At 43.6% G+C, this 25,771-nt stretch carries 18 protein-coding genes; 11 read left to right on the top strand and 7 right to left on the bottom strand.

Going from position 1 to position 25,771, the window contains the following annotated elements:
• Nucleotides 1-38: 38 nt before the first annotated feature.
• On the top strand, nt 39-302 hold the full coding sequence (locus tag EWU21_RS02045; RefSeq protein WP_130895133.1) for a heavy-metal-associated domain-containing protein: 264 nt from the start codon (nt 39-41) through the stop codon (nt 300-302).
• A 51-nt stretch (nt 303-353) separates the two neighbouring features.
• Here EWU21_RS02045 and EWU21_RS02040 read toward each other — a convergent pair whose 3' ends face one another.
• From EWU21_RS02040 to EWU21_RS02025, 4 genes are all read right to left on the bottom strand, one after another.
• A complete protein-coding gene (locus tag EWU21_RS02040) occupies nt 354-1,952 on the bottom strand; it encodes a carboxylesterase/lipase family protein (RefSeq protein ID WP_130895132.1) in 1,599 nt (532 codons plus the stop codon).
• Between the two features lie 4 nt (nt 1,953-1,956).
• Nucleotides 1,957-3,588, bottom strand: a complete 1,632-nt coding sequence (locus tag EWU21_RS02035; protein WP_130895131.1) for a carboxylesterase/lipase family protein — start codon at nt 3,586-3,588, stop codon at nt 1,957-1,959.
• A 67-nt stretch (nt 3,589-3,655) separates the two neighbouring features.
• The gene (locus tag EWU21_RS02030) at nt 3,656-4,582 is read right to left on the bottom strand and encodes an alpha/beta hydrolase (protein WP_130895130.1); all 927 of its coding nucleotides are present in this window, start codon (nt 4,580-4,582) and stop codon (nt 3,656-3,658) included.
• Nucleotides 4,566-7,214, bottom strand: a complete 2,649-nt coding sequence (locus EWU21_RS02025; RefSeq protein WP_130895129.1) for a M14 family metallopeptidase — start codon at nt 7,212-7,214, stop codon at nt 4,566-4,568. The genes EWU21_RS02030 and EWU21_RS02025 overlap by 17 nt, the downstream gene beginning before the upstream one ends.
• A 76-nt stretch (nt 7,215-7,290) precedes the next feature.
• Here EWU21_RS02025 and EWU21_RS02020 point away from each other — a divergent pair, with 76 nt between their 5' ends.
• A complete protein-coding gene (locus EWU21_RS02020; protein WP_130895128.1) occupies nt 7,291-8,685 on the top strand; it encodes a PQQ-dependent sugar dehydrogenase in 1,395 nt (464 codons plus the stop codon).
• 149 nt (nt 8,686-8,834) lie between these two features.
• Nucleotides 8,835-11,264 (top strand): TonB-dependent receptor domain-containing protein, encoded by a 2,430-nt coding sequence (locus tag EWU21_RS02015; protein WP_130895127.1) that lies wholly within the window; start codon nt 8,835-8,837, stop codon nt 11,262-11,264.
• Nucleotides 11,265-11,444: 180 nt separating this feature from the next.
• Here EWU21_RS02015 and EWU21_RS02010 read toward each other — a convergent pair whose 3' ends face one another.
• Both EWU21_RS02010 and EWU21_RS02005 read right to left on the bottom strand, forming a co-directional pair.
• Nucleotides 11,445-13,550, bottom strand: a complete 2,106-nt coding sequence (locus tag EWU21_RS02010; RefSeq protein ID WP_130895126.1) for a TonB-dependent receptor domain-containing protein — start codon at nt 13,548-13,550, stop codon at nt 11,445-11,447.
• Entirely contained in the window at nt 13,543-14,139 is a 597-nt protein-coding gene (locus EWU21_RS02005; RefSeq protein ID WP_130895125.1) for a DUF4956 domain-containing protein, read from the bottom strand. Before EWU21_RS02005 ends, EWU21_RS02010 begins: the two co-directional genes overlap by 8 nt.
• Nucleotides 14,140-14,292: 153 nt before the next feature.
• Between EWU21_RS02005 and EWU21_RS02000 the strand changes: the two genes are divergently transcribed.
• The 7 genes from EWU21_RS02000 to EWU21_RS01970 all read left to right on the top strand — a co-directional run bounded on the left by EWU21_RS02000 (nt 14,293) and on the right by EWU21_RS01970 (nt 24,266).
• Nucleotides 14,293-14,724, top strand: a complete 432-nt coding sequence (locus tag EWU21_RS02000) for a Rieske 2Fe-2S domain-containing protein (RefSeq protein ID WP_130895124.1) — start codon at nt 14,293-14,295, stop codon at nt 14,722-14,724.
• Nucleotides 14,724-15,635, top strand: a complete 912-nt coding sequence (locus EWU21_RS01995; RefSeq protein WP_201737832.1) for a DUF5777 family beta-barrel protein — start codon at nt 14,724-14,726, stop codon at nt 15,633-15,635. The genes EWU21_RS02000 and EWU21_RS01995 overlap by 1 nt, the downstream gene beginning before the upstream one ends.
• Nucleotides 15,632-16,168: a YceI family protein gene (locus tag EWU21_RS01990; protein ID WP_130895122.1), complete on the top strand. Its 537-nt coding sequence runs from the start codon at nt 15,632-15,634 to the stop codon at nt 16,166-16,168. Before EWU21_RS01995 ends, EWU21_RS01990 begins: the two co-directional genes overlap by 4 nt.
• Nucleotides 16,165-16,899 (top strand): hypothetical protein, encoded by a 735-nt coding sequence (locus EWU21_RS01985; RefSeq protein WP_130895121.1) that lies wholly within the window; start codon nt 16,165-16,167, stop codon nt 16,897-16,899. Before EWU21_RS01990 ends, EWU21_RS01985 begins: the two co-directional genes overlap by 4 nt.
• Before the next feature lie 30 nt (nt 16,900-16,929).
• Nucleotides 16,930-17,841, top strand: coding sequence for a bile acid:sodium symporter family protein (locus EWU21_RS01980; RefSeq protein WP_130895120.1), 912 nt, complete (start codon nt 16,930-16,932; stop codon nt 17,839-17,841).
• Nucleotides 17,842-18,032: 191 nt separating this feature from the next.
• A complete protein-coding gene (locus tag EWU21_RS01975; protein WP_161566459.1) occupies nt 18,033-23,381 on the top strand; it encodes a putative Ig domain-containing protein in 5,349 nt (1,782 codons plus the stop codon).
• Nucleotides 23,382-24,266 carry a PorP/SprF family type IX secretion system membrane protein gene (locus EWU21_RS01970; protein WP_130895118.1) on the top strand — a complete coding sequence of 295 codons (885 nt, stop codon included), beginning with the start codon at nt 23,382-23,384 and terminating at the stop codon, nt 24,264-24,266.
• On the opposite strand, the gene EWU21_RS01965 is transcribed toward EWU21_RS01970, so the two are convergent.
• Complete coding sequence (locus tag EWU21_RS01965) at nt 24,263-24,544, bottom strand: hypothetical protein (protein WP_130895117.1); 282 nt, start codon at nt 24,542-24,544, stop codon at nt 24,263-24,265. The genes EWU21_RS01970 and EWU21_RS01965 overlap by 4 nt on opposite strands.
• 87 nt (nt 24,545-24,631) lie before the next feature.
• On the opposite strand from EWU21_RS01965, the gene EWU21_RS01960 reads away from it, so the two are divergent.
• Nucleotides 24,632-25,678, top strand: coding sequence for a helix-turn-helix transcriptional regulator (locus EWU21_RS01960; protein ID WP_130895116.1), 1,047 nt, complete (start codon nt 24,632-24,634; stop codon nt 25,676-25,678).
• Nucleotides 25,679-25,771 lie beyond the last annotated feature (93 nt).

Raw genomic sequence — 25,771 nt, 5'->3', positions numbered from 1 at the left:
AAAGATAGGCTACATTTGACTAAACAAATAATAACACCATGAAAACGCAAGAGATTTTTGTAGAAAACATCAAGTGTGGCGGATGTATGACAAGCATTAAAAATGCTTTGGAAAAAATAAAAGGAATTACAAAAGTAGAAATCGATAAAGACGAGGAAAAAATTAGCTTAACCGGCGATCAGTACCAATTAAGCGAGGTTATCGATTCGTTAAATAGTATGGGTTACCCACAAAAAGGAGAAAACTCCGTGTTCAAACAAGCCAAATCCTATGTCAGCTGCGCGATAGGGAAAATGAGCTAAAACAAAAGAGGCCCAACGCGAGATGGGCCTCTTTCTTTATCTAGAGATGCATTATCTAGCAATCAAGCTATATAATTCCGCATCTTGCTGCGGTTTCACCTCGCAGGTATTATTGAAGTGCATCGTCGCTGTATTTGCTGTATCGAACGTAGGCCAAGCTGGGATACCTTTGTGACCCGGGTTACCCGTTTTAGCAAAGTTAATCCAAGACGAACTCATGCGATCTGCTAAGACATAGGCTTCTTTTCCGCCTCCTGTCATTTCCTCGCAACGCGCGATGTTATTGAAGCAGAACGGTAATTCCATGCAATGGAATGCTTTGTATTTACCATCCATTACTGGAGATTGCCAGGTCATTAAATACATGTAAACGGGTGCCGCTTTCAAGGCAGATTTTTCTTTTGCTTGAACTACTGCACCTGGACGGAACATCACGTCCACATCCATTAAATCAGATGGCTTCGTGTCATTCGGATAGGCTTTCTTTACGGCTGCCTTGAACGCCTCCGCTTTTTCACCGTAGGTTCTTTTAATGTACGCATCCACTTGTTCTGCGGTTGCATCCGACATTCCTGTCATGATGGATGGCATGAATTCGTTCTTCACCGTTCCGATTAACAAAGGAACGTCTTTTGATAGTTCGAATGCCTCTTTCGAGAACAATTGGTAAGGTAATAAGTCGCCATCTACTGATGGGCCCCAGCTTAGGCCAAAACCAACTACAGGTTTTCCGGCCGCTTTCATTTGAGCAGCGATGTTTGCTAAGGCTTTCTTGCCTGCTGAAGCTAAGACCGGATACGGGATCGATTGTAAACTATCTACTTTTGCTGCAGGGATGTTTAAAGCTTTCAAGACTTCGGCAGTGATGCTTTGGGTAGTTGCCTTGTCTAACATGTTTGCGCGGAATGAACCACTTTGGTTGATTGCTTTGCTGAATAAACCTTTCGCTGATGGCATCGCCATCAAGGTATTTACTTTCGCGCCTCCGCCCGATTGCCCGAAGATGGTTACGTTTTTCGCGTCACCCCCGAAAGAGCCAATGTTTTCTTTTACCCATTCCAACGCCGCACGCATATCCAATACGCTATTGTTTGCCGAGTATTTGTATTTTTCGCCGTAAGCCGATAAATCTAAATAACCCGTAATGTTCAACCGGTGGGAAATGGAAACGACTACGACGTCCCCTTTTTTGGCCAAATTCTCTCCATCATACGATGGCAATTCTACCGCTGAACCAGCTGTAAATCCACCACCGTGAATCCAGAACATCACCGGACGCTTCTTGCCATCATTGATTCCAGGCGTCCAGACGTTAATGCGCATGCAATCCTCATTCGTGAAACCCCAGTTGTGGTTGAATACGAATTCTGATTCATCCTGAATCTGAGTTGTTTCATCAATTAAAGGCGAAACCGGACCATAAGACATAGACGAACGAACACCAGCCCAAGGTTTAGGCTTGTGAGGTGCCTCAAAACGAGCTGCCTCCGCGTACGGAATACCCTTGTAGGTATAAATTCCACTGTGAATATACCCACGTACTTTCCCGGCATCCGTCGCCACAATAGCGACATCTTTACCTGTAGTGATTTGTGCTTTTAAGCTCATGGAGCCAATCACTAAAGCACATGCAATGATTAATTTTTTCATAAGATTAGTTTTTATAGAATTTGTCTAAGAACTCATAACGTGCGTCATCCGTCGCCTTGATTGCTTTGGATTCCACATCAATCACCATTACACCAGGTTCCTTATCTTGAGGAGCTGCTGCAGGCCAGTTTGCCAAAGTTCCCCCGTTCGGATTTCCCGTCTTTACGAAGTTCGCGAAATAGGTGAACATCGTTTTAGAAACCGTATAATCATCCGCTGTAAAAGCGTAATCCTTAATCAAGTGCAAGTTGCCCATGCAATATTCGATCTCACAAGCGTGAGGAGCTCCCACCGCTGGACGAGGTTTCGGTGCATTGGGATCCGCTTTCACTGTTCCCCCAGCTAAACCTGACGCAACTGACTTGTCCACTAGTGGAGCGCGGTGGCGTGAATATAAATAACGGTATACCGGTTGCGTTGAATTCTTACGATGTAAATCGAACCATTTCCAAGTGCTGTACGAAATGAAACGATCTGCCGCTAAAGCCGTTGCTGAACGCTCGATCACATCCTCCGATCCCGATGGGTATAATTTCAAAACGGTTTCATGATCTGCCGGATACGCTTCTTTTACCTTCGCCACATAATTATCATGTGTATACGGTTTGCCTTGCATAAAGGCTCCACCCGGAATCTCCGCTGAGTTCCAACCTAAAAGAAGCGGAACCATCGATTGCTGTTTTGCATTGAAAATCTCTGGTAAGCTTTTAGGTAAAAAATAGCCATCAAGCACCGTAGAGAAACTAACCGTACGTGTTTCTTGAGCGATTTCAAATAATTCGCGAGATGACATGGCGCGTAAATCTTTCAAAGACTTCGCTCCTGCTTTCTCCGCAAAAGCCACTCCTGTTTTTTCAGCTTGCGCTAAAGGAACAGGAGACATGGTAGGATTAATTCCCGCACCACTTTCTCCGATCGCTCCGGCGATTAAGCCTTTCGATAGCGGAGAAGCCATTTGGACAGAAACTGAAGCAGAACCAGCTGATTCCCCAGCGATCGTCACTTTAGACGCATCTCCACCAAAAGCAGCAATGTTTCTCTTCACCCATTGCAGGGCTAAGTTTTGGTCTAAATAACCATAATTTCCAGACGCCTTATAAGAAGCCTCCGCTGATAATTCCGGATGGGAGAAGAAACCAAAAAGGCCTAAACGGTAGTTCACCGTCACAACTACGATTCCCTGTTTCGACATCGCCTCGCCATCATAGCGTGGCTCAGATGCATCCCCCGCGAATAATCCACCGCCGTAGAAATAAACTAAGACCGGTAAATTTTTCGTATTTCTTTTAGCTGGAGACCAAATGTTCAGATATAAACAATCTTCGCTAAGACCCGCAGAACGAGATCCCATATCTCCAAATACAATCGCCTGAATAGGACGTGGTCCAAAAGCTTTTGTTTTTTTCACTCCAGACCAAGGTTCAGCCGGAACTGGTGCTTTCCAACGTAAATCTCCTACCGGTGGTTTGGCAAAAGGTACACCGAAATAAGTCTGAACTCCTGTTTGTGTATTGTAATCACCTTCGATGATTCCTGATTCTATTTTAGCCTGAACAGGCATTTTAAAATCAGTCTGTGCAAACGCGCTAGACGCAATTAGGCCCAGCAGGCAAGTAAGTTGCCAGATTCTTTTCATAGTTTAATTGTTAAATAGGTTTATTGTCAATAATTGATACAATAATAAAACAATCTTTTGGAAAGTCCTATCGCACAAATTTATATATCGATAAAGCCACATCGAATGGTATTTCTTCCATAGGTACATGACCCACGTTAAAAATCACCCCTGTGCTTCCTTTGATATCCTTCATAAATTCTGCTGAATTATCTACCGATATCAACTGATCTTTCGCCCCCCACATAACAAATGTAGGCGTCTTGATTTCTTTAATGCGCTTGTAATCCCCATGGAAAGATCCTTTGAATATCTGCAATGCCACTTGGCGATTTCCTTCCCGAATGGCAATGTCATGGAATCGCTCCACCTGCTCATCAGTCACTTTGGACTGATCAGCGTAAATAGATTCCAGGCTTTTTCTTACTAATGATTTAGGCGTTACATACAACAACAAATTGTTGATCACTGGAGTGGAAGCTAGTTTAAAACCAAGTGAACCGCTCTCTCCTTTTTTGGGATAACCCGCCGCATCGATCAAGACCATTTTCGCCAAGCGAGACGGATTATGCAGGGCATAATTCCAGGTAATAGCGCCACCCATCGAATTACCGACTAAAATGAAACGCTTGATCTTTAAGCGCGTCGCAAAGGAATCGATGAACTTGGAATAATACGGAAAATCATAGTTGTTTTCCGGCGATGGCCCCGTTAACGCAAAACCTGGTAAATCGAGACTAATCACCCGCTTGTACCGCTTTAAGTACAGCGCCACGTTATCCCAAGTATTCAAAGAGGAAGACATTCCGTGCAGCAAAATCAGAGGCAACGTATCCGTCGCTACACCTTCGTCCCGGTAATGCACCTTCATTCCCATGATAGGCATGAATTTCGAACCCTTGTTTGCATACAAGGGAATCAACTCCTCCACTGGACGATCGCGTTCAGCGAAAAATAGAATTAAGGCGATGATGGCTACTAATAAGCCCCCTAAAATCTTAGCGATTGTTTTCATACAATTGATTGAATACCATTTTGAATGTGCTGTGTGTTTGGCCTCTAAACGTTACTTCTGGACCATACACATATAAATTTCCTTTTCCCACTTTCGCTTGGAAAGCAGCTACGCCATCTTGCAAATAAGCCTGGCCAAAAGCCCAGCCACTACGCAAAGTTTTCTCTGTCGCGAACCAAGCTAATGGAGTTACTACACCACGAGAGATAGAATCCGGCGCTAACTTAAACACAGGGCTTGCGGCAAAGATCACATCTGCTTTAGGCGCCATTCCCCAGTTTGCTGGTGAATTTTGATCCACCGTCACTTGCATCACACTACCCGGAATGTAGAATTTCTCTCCTGGCAAATTGCGCTCTTTTCCTGCCACCATCTCCACTAAGGCATTCTTAACAGGTAGATTCAAATGATAGGCCAAGTTCGCACTCGAACCGATCGTGATGATATCTCCGCCCTCTTCTAAGAAAGCGCGAAGTGCTGGTACTGATTTAGCTGCGGTAATCTTACCCATCGTTTCTTGGTATTCCGCTGGAATATCTGCCTCTACAGGTTCTTTCTCATCCCACTCATTTGCAGGTTCCGCTTTTAAGCCTGGAATGGCTCCTTTGACAAAAATCAAGACATCGAATTTCGAACGTAATCCACCTTTATCGATCTCCTTCGCGAACACTAATTTGAAGTCAAAATGGTGTTGTTCTAAAATCCAACGCAACCAACCAGACGGCATTGAACCGCCATACGTATCCCAAAGACCCACACGCTTCGTGCCTACTTTGGCAGAAACTGAAGCAGGCAAAGCAGAAAGGGGCTGAGTTTTCACAGTTGCTTTCGCCAAAATATCCGCTGCCGCCGCACTGTGTTTCACATAAAACGACGAAGCGTTTTTCGACACTTCGATACCCGTTTTTAGCAAATCATTCAATAAGGTGAACGAGGCGTTGTCCGAAGTGGAGAATGAATAATAAGCGCCCGTTGTGAAAACAGGCTTGGCCTTTTGAAGTTCGCCGTAAGGAACGGTTTCGAATGGACCGTTTACGTCTTCCAACATGCGGTCAAATTGAATCCCCATCGTATAAGCAGGTGTCCAACCAGCGGCATCATACGGACGAACCGGAGGGCCACCTGGGTATTGGAAGTCATTCGGGTGATCTTGTGGCTCGAACATATCGATCACGTGCGGACGGAAAGCTTGATTTGTCTTTACTACATAAGAACCCGCTGGATAGGCCTTTCCTTTTACCTCAAAAGCTTTTGTAGCCTTCTCAACCCGGATACCACTTTTAATCAAGATATTGATAAAGGCGATACCTGAAGTGCTCTGATCTGCCGTCACGATGTATGCCCGCGCATCACGAGTCGTTGGATTCTTGTAGACTACGGCGAATAAACTGTCTGCTTTCTTCTTGTAATTCCCGCCCGAAATCTCCGCTAACTTCTCCACTTTGTTTGGAGACATTGTCCAGTAATCCTGCGATCCTAAATCGATTGATTTCTTACCCATCTTGTAAATATTCATCAAGACCTCTTCGCGGTAACGAGTCGCATAATTCAACACGGCATAATTCAACGAAAGTGAGTAATCAATCGAGTTCTTGAAGAACCACTTGCGCGGCGTGATGGGGAATGGCGTCGCCGAATTTGGAATCAAACGATTAGGTACTAATGGTATGTTTTCCGGCGTCGGATCTCCAATGATTTCCGTTAATAAACCAATGATATTGTGGTAGTAGGCTGTGGTACGTAATCCACCATTCCACCAAGTCGAATAAACGGAACCAGATTTCATCGTATAACCCGGTTTGCCTTCCGCATTTAAGCGAGAGCTCATCGCCGCGCCCAAAGCGTCGATACCGGTAATTAGAAGCGGATCATACACATAATTGAATGGATCACGGTACGGAGGACCAGCGACTACGGTTCCGTCTGGACCCGTTTGGTGGTGATTATATAGGATTTGAGGCATCCACTCGATGTATTGTTGGCGAGCCATATTAGTCGACTCGCTCATATTCATCATATAGAAATCGCGGTTATTGTCGTGTCCAATGTATTTTTCATACAAACGCGGCAAGTTATCTGTGGAGCGTTTCAGCGTATCTGCTTTGCGCATATACCAATTGGAAACAAGTTCTTGTCCATCTGGATTCGCGTGAACGAAAAGGATGATGGTGTTTTGGAGGATACGCTTCGTTTCCTCATCGTTACGAGTTGTGAACTGGTAGATCGATTCGATCCATTGGTGAATTCCCACCGTTTCTGTAGCGTGAAGACCGCCGTCGATCCAGACGATGGCTTTTCCTTCTTTGGCCAAAGCCTTTGCCTCCTGCTCAGACAAGCCCTCCGCCCGCGCCAAGCGCTGCGAAATGGCCTTGTACTTGGCTAGATTACGAATATTAGCGGGATCAGAAACGATGACCATGTATTGATTTCGGCCCTCTTCCGTCTTTCCAATCGACTGCAATTTCACGCGATTAGACGCTGCGGCGACCTTTTTCAGGTAGCCTTCCGTCTGCGTAAATGTAGCTAAATGGTAATTATCGCCTATGTTAAAGCCAAAATGCGATGTAGGACTAGGAACCTGCGCGCGAATCGTCAGCGACGCGAATAATAGAACGAGTAAGATTTTTTTCATAAGTTGAATCAGGTAAGCTTTAAAGATAGAAATATAGAAATTAATATTTAGCTTCGTGGCAGAAAAATACCAAGCTATGTTTAAAAAAATATCCTTTATTGGCCTGATTGCGATGGCCGCTTTAAGTACTATGTCCTTAACGAATGCTCCAGCTGTTACTGAAGAGCCAGCAGAGGTTAATTACACCAAATATTGCGCGTCTTGCCACGGCGAAAAAGTGGAAGCGTTCGTGGACCGCAAATGGAAGCACGGAGATAAAAAATCAGACATCTTAAACAGCATTACGCATGGCTATCCTGATGCCGGAATGCCTACGTGGAAAGAGGTTTTGACACCTAAAGAAATTGAAAAACTGGCAGATTTAATCGTTGAAAATTTAGCCGGTGTTGAGCAATATAAATTTGCCAATAAACCAACGTCAAACATCTTCAAGTCAGATGGAATGACCATCGTTTTAGATACGATCGCCACTGGTTTCGATAGCCCTTGGGGTTTCACGCAGTTACCGTCGAACGACTATTTAATTACAGATCGTGCAGGAGTATTGTATTTAGTGGATCAAAAACGCAACAAAACGGCGATCAAAGGGACTCCAGAAGTGTATGCGCAGGGACAAGGTGGTTTATTAGATGTCACACTTCACCCGCAATACGAGCAAAATGGCTGGATCTACTTATCCTACTCGAAATTTAAAATGGAGGATGGGGCCAAAGTAAACACAACGGCCATCGTTCGTGGAAAAATAAAAGACAATAACTGGGTAGAAGCGCAAGAGATATTCGAAGCGAAACCTTACACGAAAACATCTTTCCACTACGGATCTCGCATTACATTTGACAAAAAAGGACATCTATTCTTCTCTGTAGGAGAACGTGGAATGGAAAAAGTGTTCCCTCAGAGTTTAGATAATGACAATGGTAAAATTCACCGTTTAAATGACGATGGAACCGTACCAGCGGATAATCCATTCAAGAACACAGATCACCCGAGCATCTATTCTTATGGACAACGTAACCCTCAAGGTTTGACGACGAATCCTTGGACGGATGATATTTGGGAGACGGAGCACGGTCCTCGTGGTGGTGATGAAATCAACATCATCAAAGCAGGCAAAAACTACGGCTGGCCAGTCATTACCTATGGTATTAATTACGATGGAAAACCGATTTCAGCGATCTCTAAAAAAGACGGAATGGAGCAACCTATCTCCTATTTCATCCCATCGATTGCCCCATCTGGTTTAACGTTTGTGACGGGCGATAAATACCCGGCGTGGAAAGGCAACTTGATGATCGGCTCTTTACGTTTCAATTATTTGAATCGTGTGGAGGTTAAGAACAACAAGGTCGTGAAGCAAGAAAAGGTATTGTTAAACGTGGGCCGTATGCGCAATGTGAAGCAGGGCCGCGATGGGTACTTGTATGTGGGGGTAGAGAGTCCGGGGATGGTATTCCGTTTGCGTCCACAATAGAGTAAAGATTTTAGAGTAGAGAGTAGAGATAGTCCAAAGGTTTTATCTATACTCTTTACTCTCTTATCTATTATCTATTATCTCCGTTAAAAGCACCGCTCATCATTTTATGCTTTCTCTAGCAATTTTTTTGTGGGAACTTTGTCCCCATGAAATTAATTGCCTTACTACTCATTTTTTCGATTACGGCTTTTGGCCAAAATTCCTTACACCTCCGCCTTCAAGATGCTAATAAAGAAGCGCTGCCTTTTGCGACGGTTCTTTTGAAAAAAACGACTGATTCAAGCCTTGTAAAAGGGATGAATACAGACGAAAATGGGGAATTACGGGTTACTAAATTACCCCTAGGCAAATTTACCTTAACCCTTCAATCGACGGGTTTCAAACCAACGAAAATCGCCTTAGATGAGATATCAGCGAATACTCAAATCGAATTAGGGGTCATCACATTGCAGCCATTAAGCACCGAATTAGCGGAAGTGAAAGTGACGGCAACGAAACCGTTCATCGAAAAAAAGCTAGACAAAACGATCGTTAATGTGGAGAATTCTGCCATGGCGGCCGGAAATACGACCATGGAATTATTGGAGCGTTCTCCAGGTGTGATCGTGGACAAAGATGGCAACATTTCCCTAAGAGGAAAATCGGGTGCTGCCATTATGATTGATGGAAAAATTTCGTACTTAAGTGGGGCTGACTTAGCTAATTATCTGAAGAATTTACCCGCAGACCAGGTTTCTCAGCTAGAGATTATGGCCAATCCGTCGTCAAGATATGACGCGGCTGGAACAGGTGGAATCATCAATATTAAGTTGAAAAAGAATTCAAATATTGGGTTGAATGGTTCTGCGAATGCGACTTTGGCACAAGGAGTCTATTCTCGCCAAAGTACGGGGGTGAATTTAAACTACCGAAAGAATGGCTGGAACTGGTTTGGGAATGGTTCCGTAGTGAACCGCAAAATGCTAGAGCGCAACAATTTAACCCGCTATTTTAGAGCCCAAAATGAAGTTTGGGAAAATGGATTTGCCTTTAAAAATGAGAATCAGACGACACAATTGAAAGGTGGGGTGGATTGGTACTATTCGAAGAAGACGACTGTAGGAATTTTGGTTTCTGGCAACATTAACCAATTTACTTTACGCGATGGATTGAATCAGACGGTACAATATACGAGTGCTGGAACGGCTTTGACCCGCTTAAATACGTTTAATAATGTCGGAAATCCGAGTCATAATTATGCTGCGAATTTCAACTTCAAACATAGCTATGATAGCACGGGTCGGGAATTAACGATCGATGTGGACTATGCCCGTTTTGTGGACAATAGCGGATCTAATTTGCGTTCACAGTTCCAGCGAGGGGATTTCAGCACCTTGCGTGCAGACTCCCTTTTGTTAAATAATGCAAACTCCCTTGTAGATCAATATTCCTTTAAATTAGACTACGTTCTTCCCTCCTTTTTAAAATCAAAATGGGGCACAGGTTTAAAATCGTCCTATGTGAAAACGGATAACGATTTGCGCTTCCAGGGTAAGAACGATGGAGACGCTAATTTTACTTTTTTAACAGGCCAAAGTAACCACTTCGTCTACACCGAACAAATTCACGCCGCCTACTTGAACACGGAACGTGCCATCGGCAAATTTAGTTATCAGATTGGCTTACGTGGCGAATGGACGGTAGCAGATGGATTGTCTCAGGCCTACACGGCGAACTCGAAAGATTCCACATTCCACCGCGACTACGCTCAACTATTCCCGAGTGCATTTTTGCAATATGATCTATCCAAAAACCACAGCCTTGGCTTAAACTATTCGCGCCGCATTGACCGCCCAAGCTATGGGGATCTGAACCCATTTGTGTTCTTTTTGGACAACTACACTTTCAAAGTGGGTAATCCGATGTTAACCCCACAGTTAACGAACTCGGTGGAATTAAGCCATACCTACATGGGGGCTTTCAGTACGATTTTGGGCTATAGCCACACCACAAATGTGATCACGGAGATCCTAAAGCAAGACACGCAGGCTAGAAAATCCTACCAAACATCAGCTAATATGGCGGAGAGGACTAATTACAGCCTTGGATTCTCCTTGCCTATCCCCATTGCGAAATGGTGGTCTACAAATAGCGACATCTACTTTAACCGAGCGGAATTAGTCGGGAAAGTAGAAAATGCGAATTTAAGTCCGGTCAATAATCAATTTTACATCAGCTCGAACCACATCTTCACCTTGCCAAAGGCCTATCGTCTTGAAATCGGCGGCAACTACTTTTCGGGAGGTTTAGAGAGTGCGTTTATTTTTGGAGCTGGAGGTGCACTAAACTTAGGGGTCCAAAAAACCATCTTAAACAAACGCGGTGTCATCCGCCTCAATGCGCAAGACGTACTTTTAACCTCTAACCCAAATGTATTTATCAAATACGGCGACCTAGATATCATCGTTCGTCCGCGTCAAGATTCACGTGTGGTTCGATTGAACTTCACGTACCGTTTTGGGAATATGGCCATTAAGGGAGCGCGGGAGAGAGCGACGGGGTTAGAGGCGGAGAAGTCGAGAGTGAAGAGTAAGTAAAGTCCGATTTTGGCCTAGTGATACGAAAATTGCCTCGTTTATTTAAATGTAAATCTAAAATTGCGCTGCGCGATAATTTTGTGATTTACATTAAAACAAACTCTCTGAGATTATTCCGGATATCTCCTATCTCTACTCTATAATCTTTAATCTAGAAGAAGTAATAAATATAGAGGATGACTAGTCATCCTCTATATTTATTACTTCTTCGTTCACCTTCTTTCTCTCCCTTCCTTCTTTCATCTTCTTACTTTCAAACTTATAGCTAAAGCCGATATAGTAAATGCGGGTTTCTTTCTTGCGTTCGAGGTCGCTGACAAAGCCGAAAGGACGGGAATCGTAGATCGTTTTTTGGGTGTTAAATAAATCGTTAATCCGGACATTGATCGTCAATCGACCTAGGTCTTTTTTCACGCCCAGATCCACGGTATAATACGGACTGATGATTCCTAAAGGATTAATCTGAGAAGACTGGTAAATTCCTGAAAGCTGTGCAGACCAATTGCTTTTCCATTTGACTTGCTGATTTAGGCGAGAGTTCCAGCTCCAACGGTTTTCAGCCACTTGGGTTCCATTAATCAAACCTTGTAAATCGGTCTGGTAGATTGACGAACTAAGGGTTATTTTGAAGGCCTTTGAAACGGTCCAAGTGCTGAGATTCTCGAGACCCCAGGCACGGGATTTGGAGATATTCTCATAGCGGGTTAAGGTCGTATCGCCATTCAAAAAAGTACGAACACGCCCCACTAATCCGGTAATTTCGCGGTAAAATAGGGAATTTGAAACCGATAAAGAAGTAAAGTCTTTCACGTGCGAAAGCTCTAAAAGAAGCGCCTTTTCGGGCTTCAACGATGGATTACCCGCATTCAAATTCAAAGGGTCCGCAAAAGAAATAAAAGGATTCAAGGACTTGTAACTGGGCCTTGTGATCCGGGAAGAAAGGGCAAACGAAATCGACTGTGAAGGAGAAATGGGGTGCAAAATGGAAAGTGATGGAAATAGATTCACATAGTTTTGTTGCACATCACCCGCAATTTCAGTGGCCTCGACGCGGAGCCCCCCATCTATCTGAAGATAACGCGCTTTATTAGCAAATGAAATATAGCCCGCTTGAATGTGTTCCTCATACGTAAATCCATTCGAACGAACGCCATCTTTGACATAAATCCCCTCCTTCTGTTTCTCATATAAGAAGGAATTTTCGAAGAAGCGCGAGTTCAATTTGAACCCATAGTCGAGCGAAAGCTTTTTCGAAAACGACTTAGTCCAATCCCCTTGCAAGAGCAGGGTCGAGTTTGTGCTATAGGCAGACGAACGCTCATTGCGAACAGGAATGTTTGGATTAGGGGTATCAAAATCCCCGTAAAAATAATGCTGGTAGAATTGATTCGCGTCGGAACCTTGGTTTTGGATCCATAAAAAATCGATCTTTCCGTTTGCGCTTGGACTATACGACAGGTTCAAATCAAAACCAGAATCACTTCCTTTCTTGTCCGCATCTCGGGCATAAAATCGATCCGCCGCATAGCTGAATTCGCTTTTGTTATAGCGCACTTCGGAATTGTGGTCAGACGATAAACGGCCGATAAATGAAATCCCGAAAGTCCGGTCCTTACTGAAAGTATAGATCGAATTTAATCGAATAGACTGGTTGTAATCGCGGTTGATTTCATCCGTTGTTTGGGCGATTTGGGAAAAGCCGAAGGGACTTGGGTTTTCTCGGTAGAGGTATTGGTAGTTGTTGCGCGTATTTTGGCGTAGATTCAGATCTACCAAATGCGTCCAACGTTTGTAACCTTTTGCATAAGTAGCCGAAAGGGCATATTTATCATTCGTTCCTAGGTTTGAATTTAGGCGTAAAGACTCCGTTTTCGATCCTTTCTTTAAAATGATATTTAAGATACCCGAACTACCTTCCGCGGAATATTTAGCGCCCGGATTCGAGATGATTTCAATGCGGTCGATCTGATCTGCGGGATAAAGACTTAAGGCATTTGCCCGAGACGAGCTTAAAATTCCGGCTGGTTTTCCATCAAAATAGATGGTCAAATTTTGATTACCACGGTAATTCACATTCCCATCGCTGGTCACATAGATGGAGGGTATGTTGCTTAAAACATCATACAGATTACCGCCCAAATTCGTCAAATTCGCCCCCACCTGAAATACCTTTTTCGAGGGATCACTCGTCATTTCAGAACGAATAGCATTTACCCGCACTTCCTGTAAAGTATCTTTCTGCGCAAAAGCGTAAAATGGAAATAGAAGAAATAGAAACTTATGCATCTAAGTCAAGAGGGCCGGACTCATTTTCTTTGGAAAAATAATACACCCGTAATTGTGCGATTCCACGTTGATAATCAACCTTAACGACCTGCACTTTGTGGATCGGATATCCTGTGCGATCTGTTAAATCTTTTAATAATTCAGCGCGTTCAGCTGGCTTAATCAAGCCCAAATTTTCATAATTAAGCGTCTGAAAATTCTCATGTGTTAATTGCAACGTACGACCTAATAAAAAAGTCATCGCCACTAACACAGCATTAGCCACTAAAAGCATTTCAATGTTCACTAAAGAGGCCAAAGAGTTGATAATTCCCAGCGTCACCACTAAGAAAAAATAACCCATTTCTCCGATGGGTACCGTCACCGTCCGGTAGCGGAACATCGAAAATAAGGCAAACAATCCAAAGGCAAAACCAAACTTCAAATCAGCCTCCGCTAACAAATAACAAAGCACAAAGAGGATGGTATTAAATAAGAAGAAAGTGAAAACGAAGTCGTTATTCCGGTACTTAGGGTAATAGATAAACCGCACGACGATGAACGTAAAAAGTAAATTCAGTGCATACCGAATCAAAAAGGTTTCTAGCATTTGTTCTTATTTATCTTCAAATATAACCATTTCCTATTATCTGCCCTATTCACCTATTCATCATTTTGCTAGAGGCATTCATCGACTCGTGATAATAATCATTTATTTAGCGCGTTAAAATTTGCAATATTGCATATACAAACCCCTCTGAATATGGAAAACAAAATCAAACGACATGCCTTTTTAAAGTCATTAGGCCTGAAAGGAGCCTCTCTCTTAGCTGTCTATTGCGGAGTTTCTACTCTCTCTTCGTGTAAAAACGAATCAGTTGCCCCAGCAAGCAGTGTTGATTTCTCTCTCGATTTAACGAACGCGACCTACAGCAAATTAAATACGGTAGGTAATTATGTCATTGCGAATGGAATCGTTATCGCTCGCGTGTCTAGCACTGGTTTTGCCGCTGTTACTCAAGTTTGTTCTCACGAAAATAAAGCCAACGTCATCTACAGCGGTGGCGGTTTTTATTGCACCCAACATGGGGCCACTTTCTCTACCACTGGCGCTGGCACTAATGCAAACGGTAGTAAGGGCATTAAAGCCTATCAAACAAGTTTATCTGGAACCAGCCTTCGCATATTCGCCTAATGAAAAAAATACTCCTACTCCTATTTTGTAGCACTTCCCTTTTTGCCCAGGATGACCTTCTTGATATGTTAGAGAAAGAGGATGCAAAAAAAACCACCTTCACCCAGGCCACGTTCAAAGGAACGCGTCTGATCAATGGGCAAACGGTGGAGACATTGGCGAAACAGCACTTGAATTTTTGGATCTCGCACCGTTTTGGATCTATCAATTCTGGATTCATTGATAATTTCCTGGGTTTAGATGAGGCCAAAATCCGTTTAGGCCTAGAATACTCCTTAACCGACAAATGGCTTTTAGGAGCTGGTCGTTCGACTATCGAGAAAACCTATGATTTTTACTCGAAATATAAAGTGTTAGCGCAATCGAATAAAATGCCCATCACCGCGACTTTGTATGGTGGCATGACAACTAATACGATGCCCACAGGCTACACGACTTCGAGTGGAAATGTGATGAGCTATCAAAATAATTTGCAACGCCAGTCCTATTTTGGCCAACTACTCATTGCCCGCAAATTTAGCGACAAACTTTCGCTGCAATTGATGCCCACAGTTTTGCACAACAACAAATCAGAATCCATCTACTTAGATAATAATTTGTTATCGATGGGTTTTGGGGGTCGATATAAACTCACAAATCGCCTGAGCGTTTCGGCAGAATATTATAAAAATATCGTGGACAAAGAGGATTATGAGGAAGGCGCTGGCGTAGCTTACCCTTACCAAGATTCCTTTTCTGTCGGTTTTGATATCGAGACAGGCGGACACGTTTTTCAATTGCATTTGACAAACTCTCGCGGAATGACCGAGAAACATTTTATAGGCCAAACCCTAGGCACCTGGGGCGCAGGCGACATCTTTTATGGCTTTAACATGGCCCGTACTTTTAGTTTAGAACCAAAGAAAAAATGAAACAACTCTTCCTTTTAGCCCTGTTATTTGTTGGATTTCAATCCAAGGCACAGTTATTTATGACGACGAACGGGGAAGTTTCCTTTTTCTCCAAAACTCCAATGGAGGACATCGATGCCGTCAATAAATCCGTTTCCAGCATCATCAATACGGCTACGAACGAAGTAGCCGTTCAAATGCGCATCACAAATTTTGTCTTCCCTAACAAGTTAATGCAGGAGCATTTCAATGAGAATTATTTGGAAAGTGAAAAATTCCCTTCTGCGACTTTCAAAGGGAAAATCAAAGAATCCGTCAATCTAACAGTGGCTGGAACTTACCCTATCACCGCTTCCGGATCTGCCACCATTCACGGAGTGACTCGTCCCATTGAATTGAAAGGGACGATTGTTTCCACGGGTTCGACATTAGCTTTAACGTGCCAGTTCGAGGTGAAGTTAGTGGATTACAAAGTAGATATCCCTAAGATTGTTTTTGCCAAAATCGCCGAGGTCATTAAGATTTCTTCAAAAATGAACTATACCAAAAAATGAGAATTCTAGGACTTATTTTAAGCATTTTCGTATTTGTTTCTTGCCTAAATGACAAGAACAGTCCTTTGGCTTATCAACCGATTGTGGTGGATACTACGACTGTTGTTACCCCCATTAATCCTAGCACTCCTACAACGCCCGCTACAAATTGCAGCCCAGACACGGTCTATTTCCATCAAACTATTCTTCCCCTGATCACGTCTAATTGTGCCATGAGTGGCTGCCATGATGCCATTTCGAAGAAAGACGGCGTTATTCTAACGGATTATACGAACATCATGCGCGAGGTAAAAGTAAGCTCGCCGTCATCAAGTGATTTATACAAGTGCCTGATAGAGACTGGTGAAGATCGAATGCCGCCAGCACCCGCAGCCGAATTTAGTTTGGCAAACAAAGGACTTGTCTTAAAATGGATACAACAAGGGGCAAAAAACAATTCCTGTTCTGCCTCCTCTGCCACCTGTGACACTACCGCCGTTTCCTTTTCAGCCACCGTGTTTCCTACCTTGAAAACCTATTGCACCGGTTGCCATAGTGGCACAACGCCATCAGCAGGCATTGATTTAAACTCCCACGCAGCTGTAAAAGTGTATGCGGCTAATGGCAAATTGATGGGTTCCATAAATCACGCGGTTGGATATATTCCAATGCCATCAAGCACATCTAAACTAGGAACTTGCGAGATTAGCCAAATCAAAGCCTGGATCGCAGAAGGGACATTGAATAATTAATTATTCGTAAATTGGTAGCAAAAACCTGCTATGAAAGGCCTTTTATTCACTTTCAGCATCATTGCTGCTGTCATTTTAACGCTTATTTTTCCTGAGCCCTTTATAGGTTTGGGTACATTGAAATTCAAAATTTTCATTATTCCCCTGTTACAACTCATCATGTTTGGCATGGGGTCCACGATGAAAATGGGTGATTTTGCGGAGGTATTGCGCTCACCTAAAGCCGTTGTTTTAGGAGTCTTCTTCCAATTTACCATTATGCCCTTCGTGGGTTGGGGCCTCACTAAGGTTTTTCAATTTCCGGCAGAAATCGCAGCGGGTATTATTTTAGTGGGTTGCATGCCTTGCGGTTTGGCGTCTAATGTGATGTCTTATCTTGCCAAAGCCAATGTAGCTTTATCACTCACCCTGACGTCAATAGCAACTCTTTTAGCCCCTTTGCTTACCCCTTTACTCATGAAAAACTTGGCAGGGCAATTAATTGAGATCGATTTATGGGCGATGGTGTGGGAAATCAGCAAATTAATCATACTTCCTATTACGGCGGGAGTCCTTTATAATCGATTATTGGGTTCTCGCTTTCCCTGGTTTGAAAAAGCATTACCCACCATTTCCATGTGGAGTGTAGGTGCCATCGTTGTCATCATTACAGCAAACGGAAGAGACGCACTTGTGGCTGTAGGTCCGGTGTTAGTTTTAGTTTGTCTATTGCACAATGTGTTTGGATTTATGCTGGGCTATTGGGGTGGTCGCTTAAGTCGATTGCCAGAAAGAGATTGCAGAACCATAGCGATTGAAGTAGGGCTCCAAAACGCGGGACTCGCATCAGGCCTCGCCATGGCGATGGGTAAAGTGGGGACACTAGGCTTGCCAGCGGCGATTTTTGGCCCAGTCATGAACATTAATGGCTCTGCACTGGCGAATTATTGGAAGGGGAAATAAAACGCAAACCATTTATTTTCCTTAATTTTAGTAATTATCTGTTCTTAAAATCATACATGAGAAAATTATTTCTCTACTTGTTTCTGTTTATCCAATTCATAGCGCGCGCCCAATCGGTGAGTCCAGCACCTATGATTTCGGGGAATACAGATAATTCAAAATGGTTTCAGATAGGTTCAGACCTCAAAAATATGAGATCAAATTTTGGTACTTCAAGCCAAATTTCTTCTTCTACTGTTGCCGGATATTATTACAAACTTAGAGTAAGGGGGACTTTTGGTACGAATGCTGCATCTACAGCACTCTACATGGATGCGGCCTATTATAATTCCAATATTGCCAATCCGATCGGAACTGATTCCCCAGTTTTAAATTCATCTTGTACAGAAGCAACTTGGAAATTAATGGGAGTGTGCCCACCCACACCCAATTTTCCTGTTGGATATGCAACTGACAATATTTATGAATACTATATTGGATTGTGGGCCGGAGGTTCGAAATATAGTTTTACAGATGGAGATACAAACAACAATGGCACCCTAACATTTGAGTTATGGGAAAATAAAGGAACTGAAGCCATTTGCGCCGGAAGCTCCACCACATTAACTTCTAATTTAAGTGGAAACATTACTTGGTATAAAGGTACTACACTACTACCTACTACAGGACAAACCTTAACAGTTACTGAAGCAGGAGTATATACCGCTAAATCCACTATTGGTGGAATAATAAGTTCTGAAAGTAATCCAATAACAGTTATTGTCAACCCTCTTCCTTCCATTAATCCAGGGGCAGTACCCGCTATCACGTCGAATAATAGATCATTTACTATACCATATGGCTCTCCTACTAATAGCCCATCTCGGTTTTCTGTTACTGCCATCAACATGAATGGATTTCAGCCCATTTCAAACGGAGAGATGGGAGGTTCTTCCTTGACAGTAAATATCCCATTTGGCCAAATAGGAAGCTATGATTTCAGTGTCAATGTAAAAAATACAACGACAGGCTGTGTTTCAAACAACTATACCGCCACTGTCCAAATCAATCTAGCTGCTCCTGAATTTTTAAGCTATAATACTCCTGTAAAACTCATCGTTAATCAACAGAATCTAGTCCCAATTGCCAGCGCTATCGGTTATTTTGAAACGTTTAGTATCAGTAGCGGGACTCTTCCTCCTGGAATGTTTATCGACCAGTATACAGGTGATATTTATGGAACACCTACGACCTTAAATTCCAACCCAGTGACTGTTGAGGTTACTGGTAGCAATAGTCAAGGATTCACAAAAGCGACAGTAGTTTTTACGGTTAACATCCCTCCTCCTACTGGCTTATCCTTTCCTACAAATTCTTATACATTTCAACAATACACACCTATTACACCTTTTAGACCAACGGTCTCGGGTGCAGGAGTCACCTTTAGTATGGCACCAGGTTCTACTCTACCTGCTGGTTTAATTATCGATTCTGCAACTGGGGAAATTTCAGGCACACCCCAAGTGCCTAGTCCCACTACTCAATATACGATTAGAGCAACTAACTCTACCAGCTTTACAGACTCGCCTATTAGTATTGCAGTTATAATTGCCCCTCCAAATTTCACATACACAGCCCCTAATAGACTTTTTATAGGTTCCCCTATTACCCCGATTTCTCCAGTAAAAGCTGCAACAGGAGGAATAGTAGGCACCTACACTACAACAACTCCCTTGCCTGGTGGTTTAACTTTAGACCCGGCGACCGGTATAATTTCAGGCACACCTACTCAAACTACTGGCTTTAATTCTTATGTAATAAAAGGATCGAATGCCAATGGAGATTTCACCCAAACCATCTCTTTTGATGTAGTAATACCGGCTCCAAGTAATTTGAGTTACCCTAACCCTATAACACTTTATTTAAACACAGCATTTACCCCCATTCCTCCCACCACCATAACCGGAACCGTTTCGAGGTATACCATCAGCCCCACTTTACCCGGGCTACTTACTTTTGATCAAACAACTGGCGAAATCGGAGGATTCCCTTCTGTTTTAAGTGGGCCGATTACCTACACAATCACTGCTGAAAACAGCACTTCATCCATCATTTTCACTACCAGCATTCGTGTAGTCATTCCACCTCCAAGTGGATTTAGCTATTCTTCCCCGCACGAATTCACCCAAGGAACACCTATTGCAGGCATAACACCTAGTATTTCTGGAACCGGGATCACCTTTACGGCTGCAAGTTTACCTGCAGGACTAAATATTAACCCCGCGACAGGAGAAATTACGGGAACACCTACGGCAGTTACGCCTAGTACCGTTTATATCATCCGTGCCACTAATTCAACGGATTTCGTCACAGCTCCCATAACCATTAGTGTAAAAATCGCGGCTCCATCAAGCTTAACTTACCCCAACCCTCTCATATTTGAAGAGCGTGTTCCTATTTCTGGTATAAACCCAGGAATTGCGGGAAGTCCGGATACCTACGAAATATATCCAACACTACCTCTAGGAATCAATTTCAATCCAGGGAATGGACAAATAAATGGAACTCCTACCATTGCTAGTCCTAGTGCGACTTACACGATTACGGCTAGAAACACTACCGGCTTCACCACCGCCACCACTTCCATCACCGTCCTCATCGCCCGCCCACAAATCTCCTACACGACACCTAATGTGTTTTATGAGACGGTGGCTATTAATCCGTTAGTTCCAAACAAAAATGGAACGGTTGTTAACTCTTTTGCGATCAGTCCTGGATTACCGGCTGGCTTGAATTTTGACACGAGTACGGGAATCATTTCAGGGGCGGCGACGGTTCAATCAACTAGAACCCCCTATACGATTACGGCGACGAACACGACGGGAACAGGAACCGCAGTAGTGGATATTACGGTCACCATTCCGCCGCCTACGAATTTGACCTACGTGAACCCTCCTACCTATTTTACAGGCACAGCGATCAGTACCTTAAGTCCTACGGTGACGGGTTTTGTGGCGTCATATTCGATCGACAAACAACTTCCAGATGGACTCAGTTTCGATACGAATACGGGAAGGATTTCGGGGACGCCTACGCAAGCAATTCCTAGAACTATATTTACGATTACTGCCACAAATGTGGCGGGGTCAAGTTCGTATGCACTTCCTATCACGGTATTAATTCCAGCGCCTACTGGCTTGTCTTATAATACCCCTAATGTATATGAAGAAGGGGTTGACATCAGCCCTCTGAATCCTACGGTAACTGGTTATGTTGCCTCTTATTCCGTCGCTCCGGCACTACCAGATGGTTTACTTTTAGATGTGACGACGGGACGGATTTTTGGCATACCTACTTTGGCAAAACCGACCACAACCTATGTGGTTACCGCGACGAATTCGACGGGATCTACCTCGACGAATGTGGTGATGACGGTGTTGATTGCGAGACCAAGAAATCTGGTCTATGCAACCCCAAAAGTCTTGTATCAAGACTTTCTCATCCCCGATATCGCTCCATCCGTTTCCGGAACCGTAGCGACTTATTCCATCGACCGCACGCTTCCTGCAGGGCTTTCCTTTAGTTCGACTACGGGAATCATCAGTGGAATTCCCACGGCTTTAAGTTCGATGCAGACCTATGTGATCACGGCTAGAAATAGCACGGGATCGGCGACGGCGAGTATTGACATTTCGGTGGTGATTGCGCCGCCGTCTAATTTGGCCTACTTCAGTCCCACTCGATTAATACAAGATAGTACGTTAGCACCGGTTAGACCGACCTATTCCGGTTTAGCGACTGCCTTCACGATAGACAAACCTTTGCCTTTAGGGCTCACATTCAACAATGCGACGGGAGAAATTACGGGTAAACCGAGCGTCTTCACGGGACTTATACGCTATATCGTAACGGCCTCCAATTCGACGGGGTCTACCTCTGCTCCTTTGGACTTAGAAGTATTAATTGCTCAGCCTAAAAATCTTTCCTACGCCACTCCTGTCATTTATGAGGAGGAAGTGCCCATCACTCCGTTAAATCCAAGCGTGACCGGAAAAGTAGATACGTATACGATTGACAAAGCGTTGCCGGATGGTTTGACGCTTAATCCGATCACAGGGGTTATATCTGGGACTCCTACGAAGGCGATTCCATTAACGGAATACTGGGTAACGGCTACTAATACGACGGGATCTGCCAGGGCACGACTTGTGATCACGGTATTAATCGCAAGACCCCATATTACGTATCCAGAGCCTATGCTAGGATCGCAAATTAATCCGGTATATACTGGCGTTGACTTATTTTTCCCAGGGAAAACGAACGCGGATTTAATCCCTGTTATCAAAGGTGTCGTGGGAAGTATTGTGATAAACCGGCCATTGCCTACTGGATTAGTATTCGATCCTGCCACCGGAATCATTTCAGGTACACCTACCGTTTTAAGTCCGCCTACTACCTATGTGGTCACCATTACGAATAGCACCGCCGCTACTACGGACACTATTCGGATTGCCACGGTTATTCCGCGTCCGAGCAGTTTGAATTATACCACTCCTCAGACCTATATTGAGAAGATTAAAATCAGTGCGTTGAACCCGAGTGTTCAGGGAAATCCAACGGTCTATACGGTAGACAAACCGCTGCCGGCTGGTTTAACATTGAATCCTTTGACAGGATCCATTACGGGAACGCCTACGAAAGCACAAGACTTTACGGATTATGTGATTACGGCCACTAATTCAACGGGATACGACACCTTTACGATTTCAATTAAAGTCTTAATCGCCTTCCCTGAGATCGATTACCCTGCAACTGGGGTATTCAAACAAGGTGTAGCTGTGAGCTTCAAGCCGGTCGTTGTAGGAATTGTCGATGTTTTCGCGATCGATTCTTTATTGCCGGCAGGGCTAAGTTTTGACGCAAAAACGGGTCTCATTTCTGGCACGCCTACTTGGCCAGCGAAACCTAGAACCTATATTATTACGGCAACGAATTCCACTGGGCCTGGCCTGGACAGCACGACGATTACGGTGTTAGAAGATGTGAATTATGACACGGACAAAGATGGTTACACGGATATCGTGGAGATAGGTGGTGATCGAAATAATCCGGTGGATACAGATAAAGACGGGCTTCCAGATTACAATGATTTAGATTCCGATGGGGATGAAATCAAAGACGAATGGGAAAATGATTTGAATTATGGCGGCCTACCTGATTGCGATCATGACGGGGTGGATAACCGCATTGACCCAGATGCCTGTGACCCGGTGGCCTTCCAAGGGATTTCGCCGAATGGAGATGGTAAAAATGATTATTTAGTCATTCCAGGCGTCATGCGTACGACGCCTAATACCTTAACGGTCCTAGATCGAGGTGGAAATATCGTATTCGAAGCAAAAGATTATGGCAATAATTGGGGCGGTGAAACGAACCGAGGGAATCCGATTTTAGCGGGAGATGGTCTATTACCTGACGGCGTATATTTCTATATTTTAGACTATAATGACGTGAGACCTCGCGTTTCTACTTATATTTACATCAATCGTTTGAAGAAATAAATGAAATTACGGATTGTGATTTTAGGGTGTTTGTTAGTTTTAGCTGGCCAAATAAAGGCCCAGACTGACCCTGTATTCTCCTTATTTCGATTGTACCCACAAATCATAAACCCTACGTTCGTAGGAGCTAGCGATAAGAACGAAATCATTCTCGTAAACCGCAACCAATGGACTTCGATGCCGGGGACACCCGTCACCACTGCCCTGATGGGAAACTTTAATTGGGGAGAGAAAATGGGCGTGGGATTCACGGCATTTCTGGATCAATTAGGCCCTGTGAAAGCGACTTCAGTGAACAGCGATTTTGCCTATCACTCCTTGATTAATGAAAAATGGGCGCTCTCAGGTGGGATTCGCGTGGGGGTGACTAATTTAGCTTTGGACTTTGCGGGACTGAGTTTATTAGATCAAACAGATGAGTTATTTACGCAAAATTATTCTACCGGTTTACAGATCAATTCAGGCTGGGGGATTCGCCTGGCGAAAGAAGATAAGTTCTATGTGAGTATTTCTCAACCAAGGATGCTTTGGAATGATTTTGGCCTCCAAAACGGGAAATACAAAGACGCCTCCTTCTATTATGGTATGATAGGCAAAAAACAAGTTTTAAGTCAAGCCGTTAGTATTCATACAAATGCCATTGTGCGCGCGGCAGCTGACCTACCCTTGAGTTATGACATTAACTTGACCGGATCGTTTTATGAATTACTCGATGTGGGTTTTGGCTATCGAAATGAAAACGCTATCGGCATTAACCTAGGTGTTCAATTTAGTCCCACCGTTTACTTAGGCTACCAATACGAGATGCCTACAAACACGATTTCTAAAATTACGAATCAGACCCACGAATTCGTGTTAAAGTTCCAATTCGAACGCGTCAACTAACGCGTCTCTACTACCTCTAACTCCGAGAACAAGTTCAAGCCCTCACCCCCGGCTAAGTAAAGCACTTCCACTAAAACCGCTTGCGTATACCATCCATCCGCATCTGAATTTCCGAATAATTGAAAGTCTGCCATGATTAAACCCAAGCAAAGCAGGAAATTACAGATGACAAAAAGGGCTGCAGGAAGTTTTGCAGGAGAGACTTTGAATGCTTTCAAATAACCTTCTGTGGCATAAAAGAAGAAAGGTAATACGAGTAATGTTTTGATATTTTTCATGTTGTTTTCGTTTTTGAATACCCAAAATTGCGTCAGTAGTTCGCCAAAAGTTGGCGTACTACAAAGAATTTACTAGATTCGCCTCTGATGAATACAACAGATCGTCTCAAAGAACTGAATAACCTATTTCTGCGAAAGACTTTTCCTTTGCGCGCGGCAACGGTGAGTGATTATTTCACGGAACATTTTGACCAACTCAGCTATAGCGAACGCAGTTTCAGCCGCGACCTAAAAGCGTTGAAAGAAAAACTAGCGGAACGTTATCCCAGCCTAGAAGAGTCGGAGGGCGACTTAATTCGCTATTCTAAATCAGAAAACCGCTTTTACTATATCCGCGATGACATCAGCGCCTTTCCTTCTTTCTCAGATAAAGAACTAGACCAAATCGCCTCCATCATCGATTTCAACAAACATTTATTTACGGGTGGAAATGGGAATGGGATAGTGAATAAGTTGCGGGCGATCTCTTTGGAAAACAACCTCCTAAAACACGAAGAACTGGCGAACTGGCCAGCCATCGAATTAATTAACGAGGGGGATCGCTCCGGATCAGAACACCTCAAATTTCTGGTAGACGCTATCGCAGGAAAGAGATTAATTGAAATTTCACACAAAGGCTTAGCGGCCACCTCTAAAGCAAAAACCATCACTGGGCTCCCCTTGCTGATAAAGGAATACAATAATGGCTGGTATACCGGCTGGTATGTAGTTTTTCAAGAGATATCTGACTTACAAACAAACATTTCGCTAGATAAACTTCGGCTCTTTGCGTTAGATCGAATCGAATCCCTTCGCCTCAGTCAGACACTCCATAAAACCCGAATTCATCCTGATTTCCGCCCCTCTGATTTCTTTAAAAATAGCTTAGGGCTATTCAGGGGTGTTAGCGCCGCCGAGCGTATCCTGATACAAGTGCAAGAAAACTCGTGGATAAAAGAGTATGTGACTAAATACCCCATCCACTCCTCCCAAAAAATACTAGACGCCCATCATTTTACCTTGTCCTTAGAAATTAATCAGGAATTAGAAAACTTTCTACTGCGCTATTCCACTGAATTACAGGTAATTGAACCTGCATATTTACGAGAAAAGATGCACGCAACTTTAGCGATAGCCCTATCACTTTATCAATAAACTGATAATCTGATAGACCGGTGTTTGATAACCGAGAAATAGACCTACCTTCGCTTATTACAAAATCAATTAGTGGTTTGGTGTGCATCAAGA

It is taken from the genome of Aquirufa antheringensis (genome assembly GCF_004307425.1).
Classification (GTDB): Bacteria; Bacteroidota; Bacteroidia; order Cytophagales; family Spirosomataceae; genus Aquirufa; species Aquirufa antheringensis.
The sequence above is the reverse complement of the archived record's forward strand: the minus strand, read 5'-3'. Positions and strand labels throughout refer to the sequence as shown.